At 37.3% G+C, this 18,845-nt stretch carries 20 protein-coding genes, 1 rRNA gene and 1 pseudogene; 13 read left to right on the plus strand and 9 right to left on the minus strand.

The annotated features are described in order from the left end of the window. The 3 genes from rrf to H4J67_RS06870 form a co-directional block, all read left to right on the plus strand. Positions 1 to 111: ribosomal RNA gene (rrf, locus tag H4J67_RS06860) — 5S ribosomal RNA — on the plus strand; the annotation flags it as partial. Positions 112 to 1,042: 931 nt separating this feature from the next. Next, positions 1,043 to 2,002 carry an elongation factor P--(R)-beta-lysine ligase gene (epmA, locus tag H4J67_RS06865; protein WP_182176508.1) on the plus strand — a complete coding sequence of 320 codons (960 nt, stop codon included), beginning with the start codon at positions 1,043 to 1,045 and terminating at the stop codon, positions 2,000 to 2,002. Positions 2,003 to 2,081: 79 nt separating this feature from the next. Beyond that, positions 2,082 to 2,465, plus strand: coding sequence for a MerC domain-containing protein (locus H4J67_RS06870; protein ID WP_182176507.1), 384 nt, complete (start codon positions 2,082 to 2,084; stop codon positions 2,463 to 2,465). Positions 2,466 to 2,486: 21 nt separating this feature from the next. Here the strand turns inward: H4J67_RS06870 and glnG are convergent, their stop codons facing one another. The 4 genes from glnG to glnA form a co-directional block, all read right to left on the minus strand. After that, entirely contained in the window at positions 2,487 to 3,893 is a 1,407-nt protein-coding gene (gene glnG, locus H4J67_RS06875; RefSeq protein WP_182176506.1) for a nitrogen regulation protein NR(I), read from the minus strand. Next, positions 3,883 to 4,977, minus strand: coding sequence for a nitrogen regulation protein NR(II) (gene glnL, locus H4J67_RS06880; RefSeq protein WP_182176505.1), 1,095 nt, complete (start codon positions 4,975 to 4,977; stop codon positions 3,883 to 3,885). Before glnL ends, glnG begins: the two co-directional genes overlap by 11 nt. Before the next feature lie 76 nt (positions 4,978 to 5,053). Continuing rightward, entirely contained in the window at positions 5,054 to 5,575 is a 522-nt protein-coding gene (locus H4J67_RS06885) for a DUF4124 domain-containing protein (protein WP_182176504.1), read from the minus strand. A 111-nt stretch (positions 5,576 to 5,686) separates the two neighbouring features. Then, complete coding sequence (gene glnA, locus H4J67_RS06890) at positions 5,687 to 7,093, minus strand: glutamate--ammonia ligase (RefSeq protein WP_182176503.1); 1,407 nt, start codon at positions 7,091 to 7,093, stop codon at positions 5,687 to 5,689. Positions 7,094 to 7,435: 342 nt separating this feature from the next. Here glnA and typA point away from each other — a divergent pair, with 342 nt between their 5' ends. The 3 genes from typA to H4J67_RS06905 all read left to right on the plus strand — a co-directional run bounded on the left by typA (position 7,436) and on the right by H4J67_RS06905 (position 9,974). Further along, positions 7,436 to 9,250, plus strand: coding sequence for a translational GTPase TypA (typA, locus tag H4J67_RS06895; protein ID WP_070375026.1), 1,815 nt, complete (start codon positions 7,436 to 7,438; stop codon positions 9,248 to 9,250). A gap of 273 nt (positions 9,251 to 9,523) precedes the next feature. Then, positions 9,524 to 9,742, plus strand: a complete 219-nt coding sequence (locus H4J67_RS06900) for a hypothetical protein (protein ID WP_182203252.1) — start codon at positions 9,524 to 9,526, stop codon at positions 9,740 to 9,742. A gap of 49 nt (positions 9,743 to 9,791) precedes the next feature. After that, the gene (locus H4J67_RS06905) at positions 9,792 to 9,974 is read left to right on the plus strand and encodes a hypothetical protein (RefSeq protein ID WP_182176501.1); all 183 of its coding nucleotides are present in this window, start codon (positions 9,792 to 9,794) and stop codon (positions 9,972 to 9,974) included. Between the two features lie 167 nt (positions 9,975 to 10,141). On the opposite strand, the pseudogene H4J67_RS06910 reads toward H4J67_RS06905, so the two are convergent. Next, positions 10,142 to 10,750: pseudogene (locus tag H4J67_RS06910) on the minus strand (DUF2959 domain-containing protein). Between the two features lie 40 nt (positions 10,751 to 10,790). Next, positions 10,791 to 11,024, minus strand: coding sequence for a hypothetical protein (locus H4J67_RS06915; RefSeq protein ID WP_182176500.1), 234 nt, complete (start codon positions 11,022 to 11,024; stop codon positions 10,791 to 10,793). Positions 11,025 to 11,124: 100 nt separating this feature from the next. Here H4J67_RS06915 and H4J67_RS06920 point away from each other — a divergent pair, with 100 nt between their 5' ends. The 3 genes from H4J67_RS06920 to dtd all read left to right on the plus strand — a co-directional run bounded on the left by H4J67_RS06920 (position 11,125) and on the right by dtd (position 13,492). Then, positions 11,125 to 12,006 carry a virulence factor BrkB family protein gene (locus H4J67_RS06920; RefSeq protein WP_182176499.1) on the plus strand — a complete coding sequence of 294 codons (882 nt, stop codon included), beginning with the start codon at positions 11,125 to 11,127 and terminating at the stop codon, positions 12,004 to 12,006. 84 nt (positions 12,007 to 12,090) lie between these two features. Continuing rightward, positions 12,091 to 13,053, plus strand: a complete 963-nt coding sequence (gene pip / locus H4J67_RS06925; RefSeq protein WP_182176498.1) for a prolyl aminopeptidase — start codon at positions 12,091 to 12,093, stop codon at positions 13,051 to 13,053. A 1-nt stretch (position 13,054) separates the two neighbouring features. Next, a complete protein-coding gene (gene dtd / locus H4J67_RS06930; RefSeq protein WP_182176497.1) occupies positions 13,055 to 13,492 on the plus strand; it encodes a D-aminoacyl-tRNA deacylase in 438 nt (145 codons plus the stop codon). Positions 13,493 to 13,502: 10 nt separating this feature from the next. Here the strand turns inward: dtd and H4J67_RS06935 are convergent, their stop codons facing one another. Beyond that, on the minus strand, positions 13,503 to 14,255 hold the full coding sequence (locus H4J67_RS06935) for a spermidine synthase (RefSeq protein ID WP_182176496.1): 753 nt from the start codon (positions 14,253 to 14,255) through the stop codon (positions 13,503 to 13,505). A gap of 50 nt (positions 14,256 to 14,305) precedes the next feature. Between H4J67_RS06935 and H4J67_RS06940 the strand changes: the two genes are divergently transcribed. Genes H4J67_RS06940 through H4J67_RS06955 form a run of 4 tightly spaced genes read left to right on the plus strand, consistent with a single transcriptional unit; the run spans position 14,306 to position 16,868 of the window. After that, positions 14,306 to 15,196 (plus strand): bifunctional GNAT family N-acetyltransferase/hotdog fold thioesterase, encoded by an 891-nt coding sequence (locus H4J67_RS06940; RefSeq protein WP_182176495.1) that lies wholly within the window; start codon positions 14,306 to 14,308, stop codon positions 15,194 to 15,196. Between the two features lie 22 nt (positions 15,197 to 15,218). Beyond that, positions 15,219 to 15,704 carry a nuclear transport factor 2 family protein gene (locus H4J67_RS06945; RefSeq protein WP_182203254.1) on the plus strand — a complete coding sequence of 162 codons (486 nt, stop codon included), beginning with the start codon at positions 15,219 to 15,221 and terminating at the stop codon, positions 15,702 to 15,704. A 17-nt stretch (positions 15,705 to 15,721) separates the two neighbouring features. Further along, on the plus strand, positions 15,722 to 16,555 hold the full coding sequence (locus H4J67_RS06950) for an SDR family oxidoreductase (RefSeq protein WP_182176493.1): 834 nt from the start codon (positions 15,722 to 15,724) through the stop codon (positions 16,553 to 16,555). 1 nt (position 16,556) lies between these two features. Beyond that, positions 16,557 to 16,868: a hypothetical protein gene (locus H4J67_RS06955; protein ID WP_182203256.1), complete on the plus strand. Its 312-nt coding sequence runs from the start codon at positions 16,557 to 16,559 to the stop codon at positions 16,866 to 16,868. Positions 16,869 to 16,946: 78 nt separating this feature from the next. On the opposite strand, the gene H4J67_RS06960 is transcribed toward H4J67_RS06955, so the two are convergent. Both H4J67_RS06960 and H4J67_RS06965 read right to left on the minus strand, forming a co-directional pair. After that, complete coding sequence (locus H4J67_RS06960) at positions 16,947 to 17,891, minus strand: SPFH domain-containing protein (RefSeq protein ID WP_182176491.1); 945 nt, start codon at positions 17,889 to 17,891, stop codon at positions 16,947 to 16,949. After that, the gene (locus H4J67_RS06965) at positions 17,891 to 18,808 is read right to left on the minus strand and encodes a slipin family protein (protein WP_182176490.1); all 918 of its coding nucleotides are present in this window, start codon (positions 18,806 to 18,808) and stop codon (positions 17,891 to 17,893) included. Before H4J67_RS06965 ends, H4J67_RS06960 begins: the two co-directional genes overlap by 1 nt. Positions 18,809 to 18,845: the final 37 nt, after the last annotated feature.

Here is an 18,845-nt window from a genome sequence, read left to right on the forward strand (position 1 = left end):
GCGACAATAGCACTGTGGCACCACCTGATCCCATTCCGAACTCAGAAGTGAAACGCAGTAGCGCCGATGGTAGTGTGGGAGTTCCCATGTGAGAGTAGGACATTGCTAGGCTTCTATTTAGAAAAGCCCGTTACTAATGTAGCGGATTTTTTGCTTTCCGACGTTTAAAAATACAGTATTTATACCGTAGAGCAGTAGCGCAAACAGTAGTGTGACTTATGTTCGACATGCCCATGTAAGAATAGGACATTCTCCGCTTCTATTTAGAGAAACCCGATTCGAAAGAGTTGGTTTTTTTGCTTTCTGTCGTTTGAAAAAAACAGCATTTATACCTGTAGAGTAGTAGCATAAACGGTAGTGTGACTTATGTTCGACATGCCCATATGATAGTAGGATATTCTCCGCTTTTATTTAGGTCGCTCTTTGCCATCGTTGGCAACACGACATTAGTATATTCCTAGACGTAAAAACCCGTTACTAACGTAACAGGTTTTTTGCTTTCTGGCGTTTGAAAAATACACCATTTATAACTAATATAGTCGTAGCGCCAACGTTAGTGTGACTTATGTTCGACATGCAAATGTGAGAATAGGACATTGCTAAGCTTCTAATTAGGTTGCTCTTTACCATCCTTGGCAACGCGACATTAGTATATCCCTACACGTAAAAAAACCCAATCCGAAAGAGTCAGGTTTTTTGCTTTCTGGCATTTGAAACACATCAATTATAAATATTTTATAACTATAGAGTAGTAGCGCTTACGATAGTGGACTTGTATTGAACATGCCTATCTCGGGGTAGGATATTCAACGTACCAAATCAATATACAGTTAACAGATATTTGTTGTTTGTTACTTCCAGATGATTAACGACGCTGAACGTATATCGCAACAGATAAAAGATAGCGTTGAAAAGTTATTCCCCTCTTTTTCAATATAGCGCTTTAGATATTTCTGATAGTCATCTGTCCACTTCTCAGATGATTAGCTTTTCGTATATACTCTATATAATTATAATTTTTTATTCTAAGTAGTGTACGTAAATGAAGTGGGAAGTAGCTAAGTCTAGAGGAAATGTTATTAATGCGATCAGAGATTTTTTTAAAAATAAAAATGTTGTTGAAGTCGAAACACCATCACTCTCTATGGGAACAGTAACAGATCCTTATCTTGAGGCCTTTAGCACCCAATACAACTATTTAGATAACAGCGATATAGATCAATCTCAACAGCTATATTTACAAACTTCACCTGAGTTTCATATGAAACGACTACTTGCTTCAGGTTATGGCTGTATCTTCCAAATCTGTAAAGCATTTCGTCATGAAGATTCAGGCCGTTATCACAATCCTGAGTTCACCCTATTAGAATGGTACCGTATAGGTTTTGATCAACACGATTTAATGGCTGAAGTTGATGAACTATTATCTACAGTGGTAAAAACGCCAGAATCTGAAAAAATATCCTATCAAAATTTATTCATTAAATTCGTCAGTGTAGATCCTTTAACCGCAACTTTTAACCAATTATATGAGGTTATCGAGTTACGAGGTAAAGCCGCAGATTGGTTGTATGAATCAGATGATTGTGACTTATTACTACAGTTTATCTTTTCAGAAATTATAGAAAAGAATATTGGCTTATCTCGACCATGCTTTGTCTATAATTTTCCAATTGCGCAAGCTTCATTAGCTAAAGAGTGTGATGAAGATAACCGTGTTGCCCAAAGATTTGAATGCTATTTTAAGGGCGTTGAGTTAGCAAATGGCTTCAATGAATTAACAGATGCTGATATCCAAATTACGAGATTTGAGCAAGATAACAGTAAACGTCAACAACTAGGACTTGCTACTAAAAATATAGATGATAACTTTATTAAAGCCCTACAATCAGGCTTGCCACAATGTGCAGGAGTAGCTTTGGGTATAGACCGCTTAATGATGATTGCGCTAGAAAAAAGTGCTATTGAGGATGTAATTTCTTTTCCTATAGAACGCGCTTAAAAGTTTTGTGATACTATATCAATTGTGATATTATTCACTTATAACAGTAATCATTGTCTAATTGTAAGGGGAGTATAAAGTGCTTGATCGTATTGGAATAACCGCAACATCACTTTGTGCGCTTCATTGTATCTTATTACCGATATTGTTACCGGCACTGCCTTTACTAGGATTAAGTTTTTTAGCTGACCATGCATGGGAACATGTATTTTTATTAATAACTGCTGCACTAGGTACTTTAGCCTTGTTTTCCGGTTTTAAAAAATACCATAGAAAGCATTACCCTTTCTACCTACTTTTTTTAGGTATTGGTATTTACTGGATAAAGCATGATTTTTCAGAAGATATTCAGCCATTCTTTATTGTGATTGGCGCAAGTTTGATTGTAGCTGCCCACATCATTAACTTGAAATTGTGTAACAGTTGTAAGCAGTGTATCAGTGATACATGTGAAAGTAGCTAAACAGCTACCTTCACTACGTCATTACATATTAAGTTCTTTTAATTTTCTTGTTAGGGTATTCCTTCCCCAACCTAATTTTTTAGCCGCCTCTTGCTTTCTTCCTTGTGTATAATGAAGCGCACGCTCTAATAGTATTTTTTCAAATTCAGGCAAAGCGGTATCAATAATATTGTTATTCCCTTTGGCTAATTGCTCATCAACCCACTCTTGCAATGCAACTGGCCATGATGAAGCTTTTGCAGTAGGGTTTGTTAATGGGGTATTCTCAGCAAGTTCACTCGGTAAATCATCTAATATAATTTCTTTACCACTTGCCATTACCGTTAAGTAACGACAAATATTTTCAAGCTGACGAACATTTCCTGGCCACGCACATTGTTGTAAATAACTAAGTGTGGCTTTGTGCAGGGTTTTTTGTTCAACCTCTAATTCTTTTGCAGCTAAATGTAAAAAATGATTAATGAGCTGTTCAATATCTTCCTTGCGTTCACGTAAACTGGGTAACTGTATTCTAATGACATTTAAACGGTGAAATAGATCTTCACGAAATTCACCATTACTGACTTGAACCTCTAGGTTCTGATGTGTAGCCGCAATGATCCTTACGTCAACTTTAATAGGTGAATGACCACCAACGCGATAAAATTGTCCATCGGCGAGCACACGTAACAAACGTGTTTGAATATCTAAAGGCATATCGCCAATTTCATCAAGAAACAAGGTTCCTTTATGCGCTTGTTCAAAGCGACCCTGTCTTACGGCATTCGCGCCAGTAAACGCACCTTTCTCATGGCCAAATAACTCTGATTCAATTAAATCTTTTGGTATTGCAGCCATATTTAAGGGAATAAAGGGAGCATTCGATCGTGGACTATGCGTGTGAAGGGCATGTGCGACAAGCTCTTTACCTGTACCAGACTCGCCATTAATGAGTACACTGATACTCGAACGTGATAATCGTCCAATTGCCCTGAAAACTTCTTGCATAGCTGGAGCCGCGCCAATTATTCCAACGGGATCAGGTGCTACTATAGAGTGCTTACGTTTAGCACTTTGTTCCCGAGCATGTGTTAGCGCCCGTTTTGTTAGAGAAATAGCTTCGTCAGTATCAAAAGGTTTAGGTAAGTATTCAAATGCGCCACCCTGATAGGCATTTACAGCACTATCGAGATCTGAATGTGCAGTCATTATGATCACCGGTAGGTTAGGAAAATTCTCACTAACACGGCTAAGTAACGTCATACCATCAATATTTGGCATCTTTATATCAGAAATTATTATTTCTGGTTGTTGGTGCTCTAGGGCGATGAGTAAGTCTTCTGGTTTCTCAAAAGAGGCTACAGATATATTTGCTCCTGATAAGGCTTTTTCTAACACCCAGCGAATAGAGCTGTCATCATCTACAATCCAAACTTGCTCAACATTCATTATTATTCTCTTCTTGTAAAGGCAGTAAAATTAAAAACTCAGTATGACCTGGTCGGCTATAGCAAGATAATTTACCTTTGTGCTGTTGCACTAAGGTTTGTGAAATAGACAAGCCTAAACCTGTACCGTTATCGCGTGCAGATACCATAGGGTAAAATAGAGTGTCTTGAATCTTTTTCGGAATACCAGGGCCATTATCAATAACACTGATTTGAACACAGAGTTTTACCCGTCTTCCATTAATGGTTTTATTACTAGCGGCTCTTGTTTTGAGGGTTATGTTACAGCCCTCATCAATAATTTGAACGGCGTTATTAACAATATTCAAAACCGCTTGTTGAAGCTTATCTTGATCAAAACTTATTTCAGGAATAGAGGGGTCATAGTCTCTAATAAATTTAATATTTTTAGGGTTGTTAAAATTAATCAGCTTAAAAACTTTCTCTAAGACAATATGAATATTTTGTTCTGCCATTTGAGGTAATTGATTAGGGCCTAAAAGCTTGTCAACCAAATTAGTTAAACGGTCGGCTTGTTCAATAATCATTTCAGTATATTCTTGTTGCTCTTGCGTTAATTCTTTACTTAATAATTGTGCAGCGCCACGAAGACCGCCTAATGGATTCTTAATTTCATGTGCAAGCCCACGTATCAAATCTCGAGACGACTCCCATTGCTGGTGCTGAAATGCTTCGATACTCATTTGTTTTTGCTGATCAATCTGTTTGAATTCTAAGATTATATGTGGCTGTTTGTTGAACTCAACAGACGAGGCTGTTATTTCCACGGTAATACGGCTGTGATCAAAAAATTCAATAGTGACATCACTGTCACTAAATTCTTGGCCAGAAGTCAGCAGTTGTTCTAAACGTTCCTTTTTAATAGGAGAATTGTAGAAGACTGTTGTAATTGGTAAGTTGCACAGCTTGTTAAAACTCTTAACTAATAACGCTTCTGCTGCAGGGTTAACATATTTAATCGTTAATTTATTATCTAGCACTACAAGTGCCGTAACCATCTGATTTGGCAGCTTTTGTTGGTAGCTAAATTTTAATTGTTGATCTCTATTGCTGTTGCTAGACATAAAAACCTTTTGCACTGATGTAGTGCGACAAAATATTAATGTAGTTACATTTGGTGCAAGTTGCAGCAAATGCTACTTAATTTGCGTTATTAACCGATGCTCTATGCATATAAAAGGTTATAGGCTTTGATGATGCAATTATCTTGCCTTTATCATTAAGTAATTGCATTTTTATGATATGTTCGCCGCGATCTATATTTCGTAGCACAAACATCGAGTGAGATTGCGGAGGTTGATGGGGTTTACCATCTAAAAAAAGTTGAATAGCTAAGCCTTGTTTAAAGATAGGTTTGATACTACCTGCTATGTAAACAGAACCAGTGTTGTCTCTAACCGTGGCATTTTGTTTAGGTTGGTTAATTTCAACTTGGTAATCATCTTTGATAATTTTTGGCGTTAAATCTAGCATTGAGGTATCAATAGAAGAGGCCGTATTGGGTTTTTTTATTTCAACTTCTTCCGCACCAGCTTGAGGGCTATCAGAAAAAACTAAGATACCATCATCACTTCTCCAAACATAAATTTTGGTTGCCGTCGCAAAGGTATTACAACTAAGTAATGTGATGATTAAAGTTAATAACAATAAAGAATAACGCAAAAATTTAGCTCAACTTAAAATAGTTACCTTAAACTTATATAATTAATCGTCTATTTGCCACAAAAAAGCTCACCGAAGTGAGCTTTTTTTCATTTAATCATATAGTCAAGATTATACGCTGTAATATAATTCAAACTCTAATGGATGAGTTGTCATGTTTACGCGTTGTGATTCACCACGTTTAATAGCAATGTATGCATCAATCATATCTTTATCCATAACACCACCAGCGATTAAAAACTCATAATCAGCTTCTAAGCTTTGTAAGGCATCTTCAAGCGATGTTGCTACTTGTGGGATAGCTGCAGCTTCTTCTGCTGGTAAATCGTATAAATCTTTATCCATCGCATCACCAGGATGAATTTTGTTTTTAATACCATCAAGACCAGCCATTAATAAAGCCGTAAAAGCTAAATATGGGTTTGCTGCTGGATCAGGGAAACGAGCTTCAATACGCATTGCTTTTGGTGATGGAACAACCGGTATACGAATTGATGCAGAGCGATTACGTGCAGAATATGCAAGCATTACCGGCGCTTCAAAATGTGGAACTAAACGTTTGTAAGAATTAGTTGCTGGGTTAGTAAAAGCATTCAATGCTTTAGCATGCTTAATAATACCACCAATATAATAAAGCGCCATTTCAGATAAGCCACCGTATTTATCACCAGCGAATAAGTTAACACCGTCTTTGGCAAGTGATTGATGAACATGCATACCAGAGCCGTTGTCACCAACTAATGGCTTAGGCATGAAAGTTGCTGTTTTACCGTAAGCGTGAGCAACGTTATGAACAACATACTTGTATATTTGAACTTCATCAGCTTTTTTAACTAAGGTATTGAAGCGACATGCAATTTCGTTTTGACCAGCTGTTGCTACTTCATGGTGATGCGCTTCAACAACTAAGCCCATTTCTTCCATAACCAAACACATGGCTGAACGAATATCTTGTGATGAATCTACAGGAGACGTTGGGAAGTAACCGCCTTTAACACCTGGACGGTGACCCATATTGCCTTCTTCGTATTCAGTACCTGAATTCCAAGCAGCTTCTTTATCATCAATCTTATAGAAAGAACCACTCATATCAGTACTGAAGCGTACATCATCAAATAAGAAGAATTCTGGCTCAGGACCAATCAATACAGTATCAGCGATACCTGTGCTACGTAAGTACTCTTCAGCGCGTTTAGCAACCGAACGAGGATCACGGCTGTAGCCTTGCATTGTACTTGGTTCTAAAATATCACAACGAATATTTAATGTTACTGCATCTGTAAAAGGGTCTAATACCGCAGAATCAGCATCAGGCATCATTACCATGTCAGATTCATTAATACCTTTCCAACCTTCGATAGAAGAACCATCAAACATTTTACCGTCTTCAAAAAAGTCTTCATTTACTTGGTGATAAGGAATTGAAACGTGTTGCTCTTTACCTTTTGAATCAGTAAAACGTAGGTCAACAAATTTAACATCGTTGTCTTTGATTAAATCTAATACGGCTTGTGACATGTAAAGTCTCCAGTGTCATTAAAATAAAATACGTTTGCATTTCGCATGACGGGCATAAAGCGAAATTCATGCCAACAGATAAAACCCTTATATATAAGGTGTTAACTTATTTACTAAAGCCTGTCTGCACCACCTTTGTGCGTTGGTAGCGCCAAATTGGTGCGTCTGCTAGTTGTTGGTGCTTAAGAGTATAACAGTGCATTACGATTCGTGTATGGAGAATTTAATAGGTACTGAAATATTTGTTGCTGTCTTTGTTGACTTCGTTGCTGTATAATTCGCGCCCAATTATAGCCCTATATTCTTTTGATGAAAAAGTCTTGCAAGAAGTGAGTAAAACCCGTGTTAGATAAATTACGTAATGTTGCCATCATAGCCCACGTTGATCATGGTAAAACAACTTTGGTTGATAAATTATTAGAACAATCAGGTACCCTTGATGCCCGCGGCGGTCTTGAAGAACGCACGATGGATTCGAATGATATCGAAAAAGAACGTGGTATCACAATCTTAGCTAAAAATACGGCTATTAACTGGAACGGTTACCGTGTAAACATAGTTGATACTCCTGGCCATGCTGATTTCGGCGGCGAAGTTGAACGTGTTATGTCAATGGTAGATTCGGTTTTACTTATCGTTGATGCACAAGAAGGCCCTATGCCACAAACGCGTTTCGTAACGAAAAAAGCGTTTGCTCAAGGTTTAAAGCCAATCCTAGTTATTAATAAAGTTGATAAGCCTGGTTCTCGCCCTGATTGGGTTATGGATCAAGTTTTTGAATTGTTTGACAACCTTGGCGCTACAGATGAACAGCTTGACTTTAAAGTTGTTTACGCTTCAGCAATTAATGGTTGGGCTTCGCTTGAAGAAGGCGTAACAGGCACAGACATGACACCTTTATTTGATACTATTCTTAAAGAAGTGCCAGCACCAACAGCGGATCCAGATGGTCCATTTCAAATGCAAATATCTCAACTTGATTACAGCTCTTACTTAGGTGTAATTGGTGTTGGCCGTATTACTCGTGGTTCTGTTAAACCAAACCAACAAGTGACGATTAAATTAGCAACTGGCAAGATTCATAATGCTAAAGTTGGTAAAGTATTCGGCTACTTAGGTTTAGAAAGACTTGATATCGAAGAAGGTTTTGCTGGCGATATTATTGCTATTACTGGTTTAGGCGAGTTAAAAATATCTGATACGGTTTGTTGTCCTACAGAAGTTGAAGGCTTACCAGCATTATCTGTTGATGAACCTACTATCAATATGACTTTCCAAGTAAACACTTCACCATTTTGTGGTAAAGAAGGTAAGTATGTTACTTCACGTAACATCAAAGACCGTTTAGACAAAGAATTAATTCACAACGTTGCTTTACGTGTTGAGCAACTTCCTGATGCTGATAAATTTAAAGTATCAGGTCGTGGTGAGCTTCACTTAGGCATTTTAATTGAAAACATGCGCCGTGAAGGTTTTGAGTTAGCAGTATCACGTCCTGAAGTTATTATTCGTGAGATTGATGGTCAAATACAAGAACCTTATGAAAACGTGACCATTGATGTTGAAGAGCAGCATCAAGGACCTATAATGGAAAGAATGGGTGTTCGTAAAGCTGAATTAACAGATATGGCACCTGACGGAACGGGTCGTATTCGTATGGACTTTATCATGCCAAGTCGTGGTTTGATCGGTTTCCAAACTGAATTCATGACATTAACGTCAGGTTCTGGCTTGATTTATCATACATTTTTTGAATACGGACCTCATAAAGGTGGCGACATTGGCCAACGTAAAAATGGTGTAATGATCGGTAATGCAACAGGTAAAGCATTAACGAATGCAATATTCAACTTACAATCACGTGGTCGTATGTTAATCGGACACGGTGTTGATATTTATGAAGGTCAAGTTATTGGTATTCATAGCCGTGACAACGATTTAACAGTAAACGCTCTTAAAGGTAAGCAGTTAACTAACGTTCGTTCATCAGGTACTGATGAAGCACAAACGTTAACACCGCCTATTGTCATGTCACTTGAACAAGCGCTTGAGTTTATTGATAACGATGAGCTAGTTGAAGTTACACCACTGAGCATTCGTATTCGTAAAAAGCTTTTAAAAGAAAATGAACGTAAGCGTGATACTCGTCCTAAATAAGCCTCTTATCTAGACGATTGATAAAAACCAGCTTCGGCTGGTTTTTTTGTCAGTAAATTTCAGTAAGCCTAAACGTAATATTGCGTAAGACATGTCTTAAAAACACATAGGAAGTAACACAATACACTGTTAATAAAGTGGGTAATTGTATTTTAATTTATTGTTTTTTAATGAAAATTAATTAAGTGAGTTAGTTATGTCTAAATGTTGAGTTGACGCTAATCATTACACCTCACTGGTGAATATTAGTTTTACTGATACGATTAGTTGCATATGAACTTTAAAAGTAACGGTGCAGGGAGCAAACTTATTATGGTGCAGAGAAAATTAAATCGTTTAAATGATCTATTTGAAAAAGCTGTTGCTGATAAAGCTAACGTTATCGAACGCAGAGAGTTAAAAGTCCTTTATCAAGAGTACATTGATGATGGCAGGGAAATAACTTTGCCCATACAAGACTCTATTTACCCCCAACATGCCACAGCTTCATAACGACCAAGCGGTATCTTTAAATAATATTATTAAGAAAGGGAATTTCGAAATGTCTCCAGAGCAACTCAAAATGTTACAACGATTAAGTCAACTTTTTGAAGAAGGCCGAGCGGGTCCGAGTCAAATAAGAGAGCTGTCAAGCTTACTTACCGCGATTAACCAAAAACAAGATCGAAGTGATTTTATTGCTAATCCTCCCTTATCACACGCTAGATCAAGTAATGACACGTGATAACTTATAATCTCAGCAACATAAAATCCTACTAATAAAGAGTAAGTCTCTGTTATCAAGTAATGGAGCGATGGCGGCTAATTTAACATAAACAAGCTAGCACCTATTCCCATTTACTATTCCTTTTCTTACGCTAAGCAGACATTCATAAAAGTGCTCCTTTTGTACTAAGGGTTTTTAAGTGATTTTATGAATGTTTGTGATTTGTTAATTGAATTGTTCATTTCGTTAATTAAGCGTTCAACATCTTATTCAATTAATTTATATTCTATTTTAAGCTCACCGATAGCTCGCGCATTAAGAACATGTTTTAAATAAAGCATATTATCTTTAAGCGCATCAAGAATAGGTTGCATTCTCTTCTCCGCATTACGCATTGATTCAATCACTGAAGTATAACGCTTTTCGGTTTTGTTATAACGCGATTGACTTTGGCGTTTTAAGGATTGATTAGTAAATTGTTCTAATTCACTACTCCATTCATTAAACAAAGCTTCAGCGACAGCTTCAATTGAATTAATACGAGTAGTTACATCCTCAGCAGCAACTTTACTCGTATGATAGTGTTCATTACTTATTACATATTGTTGTTGCAGTTCACTACCATCAAAATTTACTAATGCAGAAAACTGTTCTAAGGCATTTTTAAATTCTTCTTTTGCTTCCTATTGTGACTCAGTAGCAGTTTCAACACGATCGATTAATATATCACGTTTATGTTTACCTACTTTTTCTATGGCTGAATAGTAAGCAGATTGACAGCCTACTATTGACAGTAAAAGAAAAAAAACGAGACCTTAATTATAATCTTATTCATTAGTTCCTACCGTTATAACGAGCAGCATCGATGATTGCCCACAGATGAAAAATAAGGCCAGGAATCGCCATAAAGAATAAGACTCCTGTCGCTGCTAAAGTGTAGTTAACCCAGGTTAACAGGAAAAACAGGATTGCTGCGAGGATCCTGCCTTGAACTAATTGACCTAAACCTGCAATAAAAAAACTACATATTGCTGCTAAAACATTACCACCTGAACCTTGATTAGACATCATTACTCCTACGTTAAATTTTATTACGATTATTATCACTATCACTTGCTTAGCAATTATCATAATATATTGTACACCATAAGATAATAACTAATTTGTAATGAACTGGATCAAAAGCATTAAAAAAAACCAGCAAAGTCAGACTATCTGGCACTTTTGTTTGTTTTTTATTAATAGAATATTAAAAGAGCAAATACACATTACTGCCGGTTACTTATCTTATGTAACCTTGATGTCGCTGGTGCCTTTGATTGTAGTCATGTTGTCAGTTATGACCGCTTTTCCTATCTTTACTGATATTAAAGAGATCATTGAAAATTTTGTTTATCAAAATTTTATGCCAGCTGCGGGTGATGTGGTTAAAGAACATATTACCGGTTTTGTCACGAATGCTTCAGAGATGTCAGCTATCGCCATTAGTTTTTTATTCTTATTTGCCCTATTGCTAATTTCTGCCATTGACACCAGCTTAAATAAAATTTGGCGGGTCACAACCAAAAGGCGCATTGTTACCGCTTTTTCTATGTATTGGATGGTACTGACTCTTGGACCCGTGTTAATGGGCAGTAGTATAGCGGCAACTTCATATATTGTTTCTTTGATATCAATAGGGAATTATGACGTTTTCGGCCTTACCAATATAGCGTTAAGAGCTTTGCCTATTCTTGCTTCAATTGGCGCATTCCTTATTTTATATATGGTGGTGCCTAATAAAGTGGTACTGCTTAAACATGCCTTGTTTGGTGCAACATTAGCGGCACTTTTATTTGAAGTCGCAAAAAAAGGCTTTGCTTTTTATATCACGCAACTCCCTTCTTATGAAGCTATTTACGGTGCTCTAGCGGGTATTCCGATTCTTTTTTTATGGGTTTATTTATCTTGGCTAGTCGTGCTTTTCGGTGCATTGTTTACGGTCAGCTTAGAAAATTTTAAACCAGAAGTTCACCAAAGAGAACACTTAGATAAGCATCAGATAAGTTAATTTATAAAGGCTTGCTTGAAACTGACAGTTTTTAATATTTTGCGCCATAATATTATTTATGGTCTCAATAAACAGAGTAAATACATGTCACGGTCTTTATATCCTAAAATAGCAACATATTCTGAAGAGTTGTTGCCTGTTGGGGGGCAGCATCAAATATATCTTGAGCAGTCGGGTAACCCAACAGGAATACCTGTGTTATACCTTCATGGTGGTCCTGGTAGTGGTTCAAGCGAGAACCATCGGCGTTATTTTGATCCTGAACTGTATCGTATTATTTTATTTGATCAGCGAGGTTGTGGCCGTTCAAAGCCCTCTCCGTCGGTGCTAGATAATACCACCGTTCATTTGATTGGCGATATCGAAGTTATTCGTCAACACCTAAATATTGAACAGTGGTTAATTTGTGGTGGCTCATGGGGAACAACGTTAGCACTAACCTATGGTATTGCACATTCAGACAAAATCTTAGCGTTTATCTTACGTGGTGTCTTCCTCGGGACTCGATCTGAATACCAATGGCTTTACAGTCAGAAGGGGGCAAAAAACTTTTTCCCAGAGTACTATCAAGAATTTGTAGAACATTTACCAGCAGAGCTACAACATTCACCACTGTCAGGTTATCACCAAGTACTCAATTCAAGTAATGAAGTCGCGGTGATCTCGGCCAGTAAAGCTTGGACATTATGGGAATTAAGGTTATCAACCCTCGAGCATCACCATATAGGTTTGGCGCATGTTGATGACGCCCATCAGGCTTTATGCATGGCAAAGGTATCAAGTCATTACTTTACTCAAGATTGTTTTATCAACGAGAATTACATTTTAGAAAATATTGATAAACTAACCGCAATCCCTGCTATTATTCTTCATGGTCGTTACGACATGGTATGCCAGCTTGATAACGCTTTTTCACTGACTAAATTTTGGGATAACGCGCAATTACAAATTCTGCCTTGTGCCGGACATAGTGGTTTTGAGCGACAAACTATTGATGCATTTTGTCGAGCGAGCGATACTATGGCAAATTTTCTAGCCGAGCAATAAAATGATCGCAGTTATTCAAAGAGTTTCACAAGCAAGCGTTACGGTTAATCAACAAGTGATAGGGAAAATTGATCGAGGGATTTTAGTATTACTTGCCATTGAGCCTGACGACAACGAAACTAAAGCGAAACGCTTAGCGCAACGGATTGCTGGTTATCGTATCTTTGAAGACGAAGTAGGAAAAATGAACCTAAATGTTAGCGATATTGACGGAGAAATTTTAGTTGTTTCACAATTTACACTAGCCGCTGATACGCGTTCAGGTATGCGTCCAAGCTTTACTTCTGCAGCTAAACCAGAAGTCAGCATCCCACTATATAATTATTTTTGTTTACAATTGCGTGGTCATGGTTTTGCCGTGCCTACGGGCGAGTTTGGTGCTGATATGAAAGTCGCACTAGTGAATGATGGTCCTGTTACCTTTACACTCACTTGCTAAGCGGAATGAACTATTGCATGCCATGTCGCCAATATTTACGCCAGCGTTTAAAAGTTCTCGCGGGTAGCACAGTGTTAGCAAGTAAACTCTCTTCTGCTTGACTTAACATATCGTAGGGCAGTAAATGAATAATAACATTTAAGTAGTGAGGAATATGAAAGTATACTAGCTGTTTAGTTGGAGCTAGTACTTTTAACTCGGCGAGAAAATAATTAATTTCTTCGTTTGATGGGCTTGGCAAGTTGAGTGATAAAACAGCTTGCTCGTCCACTTTTTTTAAGATATTTTTGGTTAAAACCAATGAGTCGTTAATTGACTGATTTTTAAGGTAAATATCACAAATAAACCAATCAGGTTTCATTTTTTTATGGTGATGAAGCCAATCTAGTGCCGAGCAATGATGCAAATTAACTTTGGTCGCTTGTGGATTAAAAAAACGTTCGAAACATTCAATAACTTCTTGGGAATATTCAATGGTGTGTAAGGTTAAATCAGGTAAATAATGCAATAAAAATCGTGCTAAATTACCACCACCTAAGCCAAATTCAACAACTTTTTTAGGGCGAAAAAAAAGTAAAGGTGATAATAAGCTGATTTGATGAGGGAATGTAAGTTGTGAGGGCTTGCGCTTTAGCATCATGCTTTGTACGACATTATCAAAAGCTAACCAACGATAGTGTTGGTTTTCACTCACCGAAATTGAGTCATCATTTTGCGTGTAGTAACTTAATTGACCCTGTTGGATATTTTTAACTAATTTCATAATAGCGTATACGAACGAATCTTTTTAATTGTTATAGGTAAGCATAACCAATGTTTGAGTGTCGATCACCCATAAGCCAGCAAGAATTTGACCAATACTACCACTTACGCTGGACAATATTACGTAAACCATCACAACAAAAACAAGGAAGTGAAAAAGATGACTTGGAAAAACAAGCGATTCATCGAGCGATTTTTGATGATAAAGGTAATATTATTGCCGTTGGTCGTCTTCACTTTTGTAGCTTGTTAGTAGGACAAATCCGTTATATGGCGGTTGCTGATGATTTTCAGGGCAAAGGGTTAGGACAACAGTTAATACTCGCCCTTGAAAAGTTTGCGAACCGTTTAGGTGTCACTAAGCTCTCTTTAAAAGCGCGGGAACAAGCGATCAGCTTCTATGAAAAACAATCTTATAAAAACATTGGCTTTTCGCACTTATTATTCAATAAAATTAAGCATTTCAATATGGAAAAAACGCTGGTAAGCGATGATTTTCATTGTGATGAACTATCAACAGCATTGCAAAAGACTTGGCATAGCACTATACCAATGAGCAAAGTGATGAAGGTGACAGTTGGTTATTACGATCAACAAAATTTAGTCACGACTTGTGATGAACTTTTTAATAAAAATTTACACAATACTATGTTTGCGGGCAGTATCTACACACTAGCAACATTAACAGGATGGGGCTGGGTTTATTTGTTAATGGAACAGAATAATCTAAAGGGCAATATAGTGTTAGCTGATGCCAAGATTAGATATCATAGCCCAATAGCAGGGATAGCTTTTGCAAAAACAGGACTCTCGTTAAGCTCAGGCAGTATTGATAACTTATTGGCTAAGCAGAAAATAAAACTCTGCGTTGAAGTTCAGGTAATGAGTGGAGAAAAAGTAGCCGCAACTTTTAATGGCTTATATTTTATTCTACCAAAATAAGCCAAATTTAGGATTTGATACCATGATAAAAATTATAGTTTGCCTTATAGGCCTCTGTCTTTTAAATGTCAGTGTATTTGCAAACAGCGATATAGATAAAGTGCTAGATACTTTTCATCAAGCTGCTGGCGATGCTGACCAAAAAATTTATCTTGATTTACTTGATGAGCAAGCAGTATTTTTAGGCACTGATGGTCAAGAGCGTTGGACAAAAAAACAATTTACTGAGTTTGTTACTCCTTACTTTAGTCAAGGACAAGGTTGGCGCTATCAATCTCGTCAAAGAAATATCACGCTTATAGCATTAGCAAATAATAGCGAGCAATTGGCATTTTTTGACGAGTTACTAGACAATAGTCACTATGGCGAATGCCGGGGCTCTGGTGTGCTTAAGTTGACATCTGATGGTTGGAAAATTTTACAATATAATCTTTCTATACCTATTCCCAATACTATTTCAACAGATGTTGTCAGTAAAATTAAAGAATATCATCAAAAGAATCGTTAATAAATTAAGGGAATACTATGGCAAAAAATGTTGCGATTATAGGTTGTGGTTGGCTTGGCTACGCTTTAGCAAAGCAATTATTGAGAGAACAATATCGCGTCACAGTAACGGTACAAAGTGAAGAGAAAAAGCAAAGACTAGCTAAAGAGCAAATAGATACAGAGCTTTTGATTTTACCTGTTGAAGATCCTAAATCAACAGTGTTAAGTGTTTTTGGTCACGATACGCTTATTATTTCTATAACACCACAGATCCGCCAAGGGCGAAGCGATTACCCTGAAAAAGTTGCCCAGTTAATTGAAATGGCTGAATTAGGCGGTGTAAAAAAAATTGTCTTGTTAAGTAGTACTGCTGTCTATAATGGTTTGTCAGGTTTAGTTGATGAACAATCAGTGCTAGATATGAACGCTGATAAAGTGGCTACTCTAATTCGCGCCGAAAAAGCAGCAGAGGCCTTTTCAGGCGAAACAGTTATATTGCGCTTGGCCGGATTAATTGGCCCTGAGCGACACCCCGGTAGGTTTTTACAAGGAAGAAAATTACTTTCTGACCCACAAGCCTTTATTAATCTAATCCATCAGGATGATGCGGTTGGTGTTTTAATGGAGATCATTAAAGATGGAAACATTAGGGGTATTTATAACGCGGTAAGCGCTACAGAAACATCTAAACAACATTATTACCATGCGGCAGCTGAGGCTTTAAACTTGCCGTTGCCAGAGTTCTCGTTTGAAACATCAATGCGTTTTGGTAAACGTATTAATGATGCAAAACTGCGTAATAGTTTTACTTATCAATTTACTCATGATGATTTAATTGTTTGGTTATATAAATCGGTTGCAGGGTTATAAGATGCTTAAAGCTTGGTTAACTAACAAAGCCACTCAGTTGTTTTTTGTTTTATGGTTGCATATTTCGTTATTAAACTTATTTTTTGTTAACAAACGAGGCATTGTGTTTTTGTGGCAACAAAATAGCGAAATTAATACCTTACTTATTCATTTTATTACTGCTTTAATTGCGGCCCTTATTTATATTGCCGTCACTAAGATTCGAATAGGTTTAGCAGAAAAAAACTCACGATGGGTAATCATTTTTTGTGGTTGGCTCAGTGGTTATGGTATTACTCATTGGCTTTTTTTTATTTTCAAGTTAATAACATAATTTTATTTATCAAAGCACCTAGTTAAAAAGCGAGTTAACTACGTGCTTTATTTATTCTACTATTTTGAAGCTTAGCTATTATTTAATACCTGATACGGCTAACCACTGCTTAAAATCAAGTAAGTTTGCCGGTAAAATAACTTTTCTGTTTGCCTGGCTTAAGCCTTGCATTTGTTGAAGGTACTGCTCGGTTAATTGTAAATCAAGTGCTTGTTGTCCACCCGGTTGCTCAATGGCTATCGCTATTTTAGCGATTGAATCCCCAGTTGCCTGCGCAATAGCAATTATTTGTGCCGCTTTACCTTCCGCAGAATTTATACGACGTTGTTTTTCACCTTCTGAAATATTGATCATTTCAGTCATTAAACCTTCTGAACGGTTAATACGACTCGCCTTATCACCTAAACTCTTTGCTAGAATTGCCCGGCGTTCACGCTCTGCATTAACTTCTAACTCCATGGCATTTTTAACGGTATCAGGTGGTGTTATATTTTTTATTTCATAGCGATGAACACGTATTCCCCAACTTTCGCCTGCTTTATCCAATACTTCTACCACTTTAGCACTGATAACATCACGCTCTTCAAAGGTTCTGTCCAAGTCTAAGGTACCAATAACCGAACGTGTCGTGGTTTGTGCTAATTGCATCGCGGCAAAACGATAGTCAGTGATACCGTAGCTTGCTTTTAATGAATCAATGACTTCGATGTAAATAACGCCATCTACTTCAACATTCACTTCGTCTTTTGAAAAACATTCTTGCGGTGGTACGTCGATTGTTTCTTCTTTTAAATCTTGAATAAAAGCCACGCGGTCAATAAATGGCAATAAAAGATGAAAGCCTGCTTCTAAGGTACAGCGGTACTTGCCTAAACGTTCAACGACATAGGCAGACTTTGTTGGTACTAAGCAAATAGCTTGTACAAATTTGTAGGCTAGAAAGAGAAATATAGCGCCCCAAATAGCCAGCACCACGATATCAAGGTTACTGCCACCAATATTACTTATAGTTTGCTGGATCATTATTTTGCTCCTTGAACGGTTTGCGTTACTTTGTCCATGCCTTCGAAAAAGCCTTCTAATTTCGCCATTTCAGCAGGCATAATTGAGACATCTGCAGTTTTTAAAATAGACCCAGTTTGTTTAATGAATTGCTCTAGTAAACGCATTTTTATTGCTTTGTCGCCACCCGGAGCCATTGACGCTTTGGCAATCATGTTCATGCCCTCTGCGGTGGCTTGCGTTAGTATTTCAATTTCTTTTGCAAAACCATGCGCTTCATTAATTTGTCGTTGTTTATCACCCTCTGAAATATTAATGGCTTCTTGACGCTCACCTTCTGATAAATTTATTGTCGACTCTTTGTCAGCTTCCGCTAATGTAATTTCAGCACGTTTTTTTCGCTCGGCTTCCATTTGTTTTTCAAGGGTATGAATGACATTAGCAGAAGGTGTGATATTCCTAACTTCGTAACGCAACATCTTGATGCCCCAAGGATCCGATGCTTTGTCTATTTCACGGACAATCGTTTCGTTAAGGGTGTCTCGTTCTGAAAACGTTTGTCCGAGTTTTAACTTGCCAATTTCACTACGCATAGTGGTTTGCGCTAAATTCACACAAGCCCGGCGGTAATCTTCTATACCATAGCTGGCTTTGGCACCGTCCATAACTTGAATATAAACTAAGCCGTCGACTTCAATTTGAATATTATCGCGAGATATACAGCTTTGAGAAGGGATGTCTAAGACTTGTTCTCTTGTTTCATGACGGTAAGCGACACGGTCAATAAAAGGAATAAGAAAATGTAATCCAGGTTGCATTATTGCGCGAAATTTACCTAAACGTTCGATAATACAAACTTCTTTCATTGGCACAATAAGGACCAGTTTGACAACGATAAACAGTAATCCAAGAAAGACAAAGGTGAGTGTGGCTAGCATAGGTTGCTCCCATATTTTTAGTTAGAATGATAATTTT

It is taken from the genome of Colwellia sp. BRX10-4, assembly GCF_014077465.1.
Classification (GTDB): domain Bacteria; phylum Pseudomonadota; class Gammaproteobacteria; order Enterobacterales; family Alteromonadaceae; genus Colwellia_A.

What these genes read in the sequence shown, in the direction of transcription:
- glnA (WP_182176503.1), bottom strand. Translation starts at nt 7,093, where the DNA reads ATGTCACAAGCCGTATTAGATTTAATCAAAGACAACGATGTTAAATTT.
- dtd (WP_182176497.1), top strand. Translation starts at nt 13,055, where the DNA reads ATGATCGCAGTTATTCAAAGAGTTTCACAAGCAAGCGTTACGGTTAAT.
- pip (WP_182176498.1), top strand. Translation starts at nt 12,091, where the DNA reads ATGTCACGGTCTTTATATCCTAAAATAGCAACATATTCTGAAGAGTTG.
- H4J67_RS06905 (WP_182176501.1), top strand. Translation starts at nt 9,792, where the DNA reads ATGTCTCCAGAGCAACTCAAAATGTTACAACGATTAAGTCAACTTTTT.
- glnG (WP_182176506.1), bottom strand. Translation starts at nt 3,893, where the DNA reads ATGAATGTTGAGCAAGTTTGGATTGTAGATGATGACAGCTCTATTCGC.
- H4J67_RS06915 (WP_182176500.1), bottom strand. Translation starts at nt 11,024, where the DNA reads ATGTCTAATCAAGGTTCAGGTGGTAATGTTTTAGCAGCAATATGTAGT.
- epmA (WP_182176508.1), top strand. Translation starts at nt 1,043, where the DNA reads ATGAAGTGGGAAGTAGCTAAGTCTAGAGGAAATGTTATTAATGCGATC.
- H4J67_RS06920 (WP_182176499.1), top strand. Translation starts at nt 11,125, where the DNA reads ATGAACTGGATCAAAAGCATTAAAAAAAACCAGCAAAGTCAGACTATC.
- H4J67_RS06940 (WP_182176495.1), top strand. Translation starts at nt 14,306, where the DNA reads ATGTTTGAGTGTCGATCACCCATAAGCCAGCAAGAATTTGACCAATAC.
- H4J67_RS06945 (WP_182203254.1), top strand. Translation starts at nt 15,219, where the DNA reads ATGATAAAAATTATAGTTTGCCTTATAGGCCTCTGTCTTTTAAATGTC.
- H4J67_RS06955 (WP_182203256.1), top strand. Translation starts at nt 16,557, where the DNA reads ATGCTTAAAGCTTGGTTAACTAACAAAGCCACTCAGTTGTTTTTTGTT.
- H4J67_RS06965 (WP_182176490.1), bottom strand. Translation starts at nt 18,808, where the DNA reads ATGCTAGCCACACTCACCTTTGTCTTTCTTGGATTACTGTTTATCGTT.
- glnL (WP_182176505.1), bottom strand. Translation starts at nt 4,977, where the DNA reads ATGTCTAGCAACAGCAATAGAGATCAACAATTAAAATTTAGCTACCAA.
- H4J67_RS06935 (WP_182176496.1), bottom strand. Translation starts at nt 14,255, where the DNA reads ATGAAATTAGTTAAAAATATCCAACAGGGTCAATTAAGTTACTACACG.
- H4J67_RS06960 (WP_182176491.1), bottom strand. Translation starts at nt 17,891, where the DNA reads ATGATCCAGCAAACTATAAGTAATATTGGTGGCAGTAACCTTGATATC.
- H4J67_RS06900 (WP_182203252.1), top strand. Translation starts at nt 9,524, where the DNA reads ATGAACTTTAAAAGTAACGGTGCAGGGAGCAAACTTATTATGGTGCAG.
- H4J67_RS06950 (WP_182176493.1), top strand. Translation starts at nt 15,722, where the DNA reads ATGGCAAAAAATGTTGCGATTATAGGTTGTGGTTGGCTTGGCTACGCT.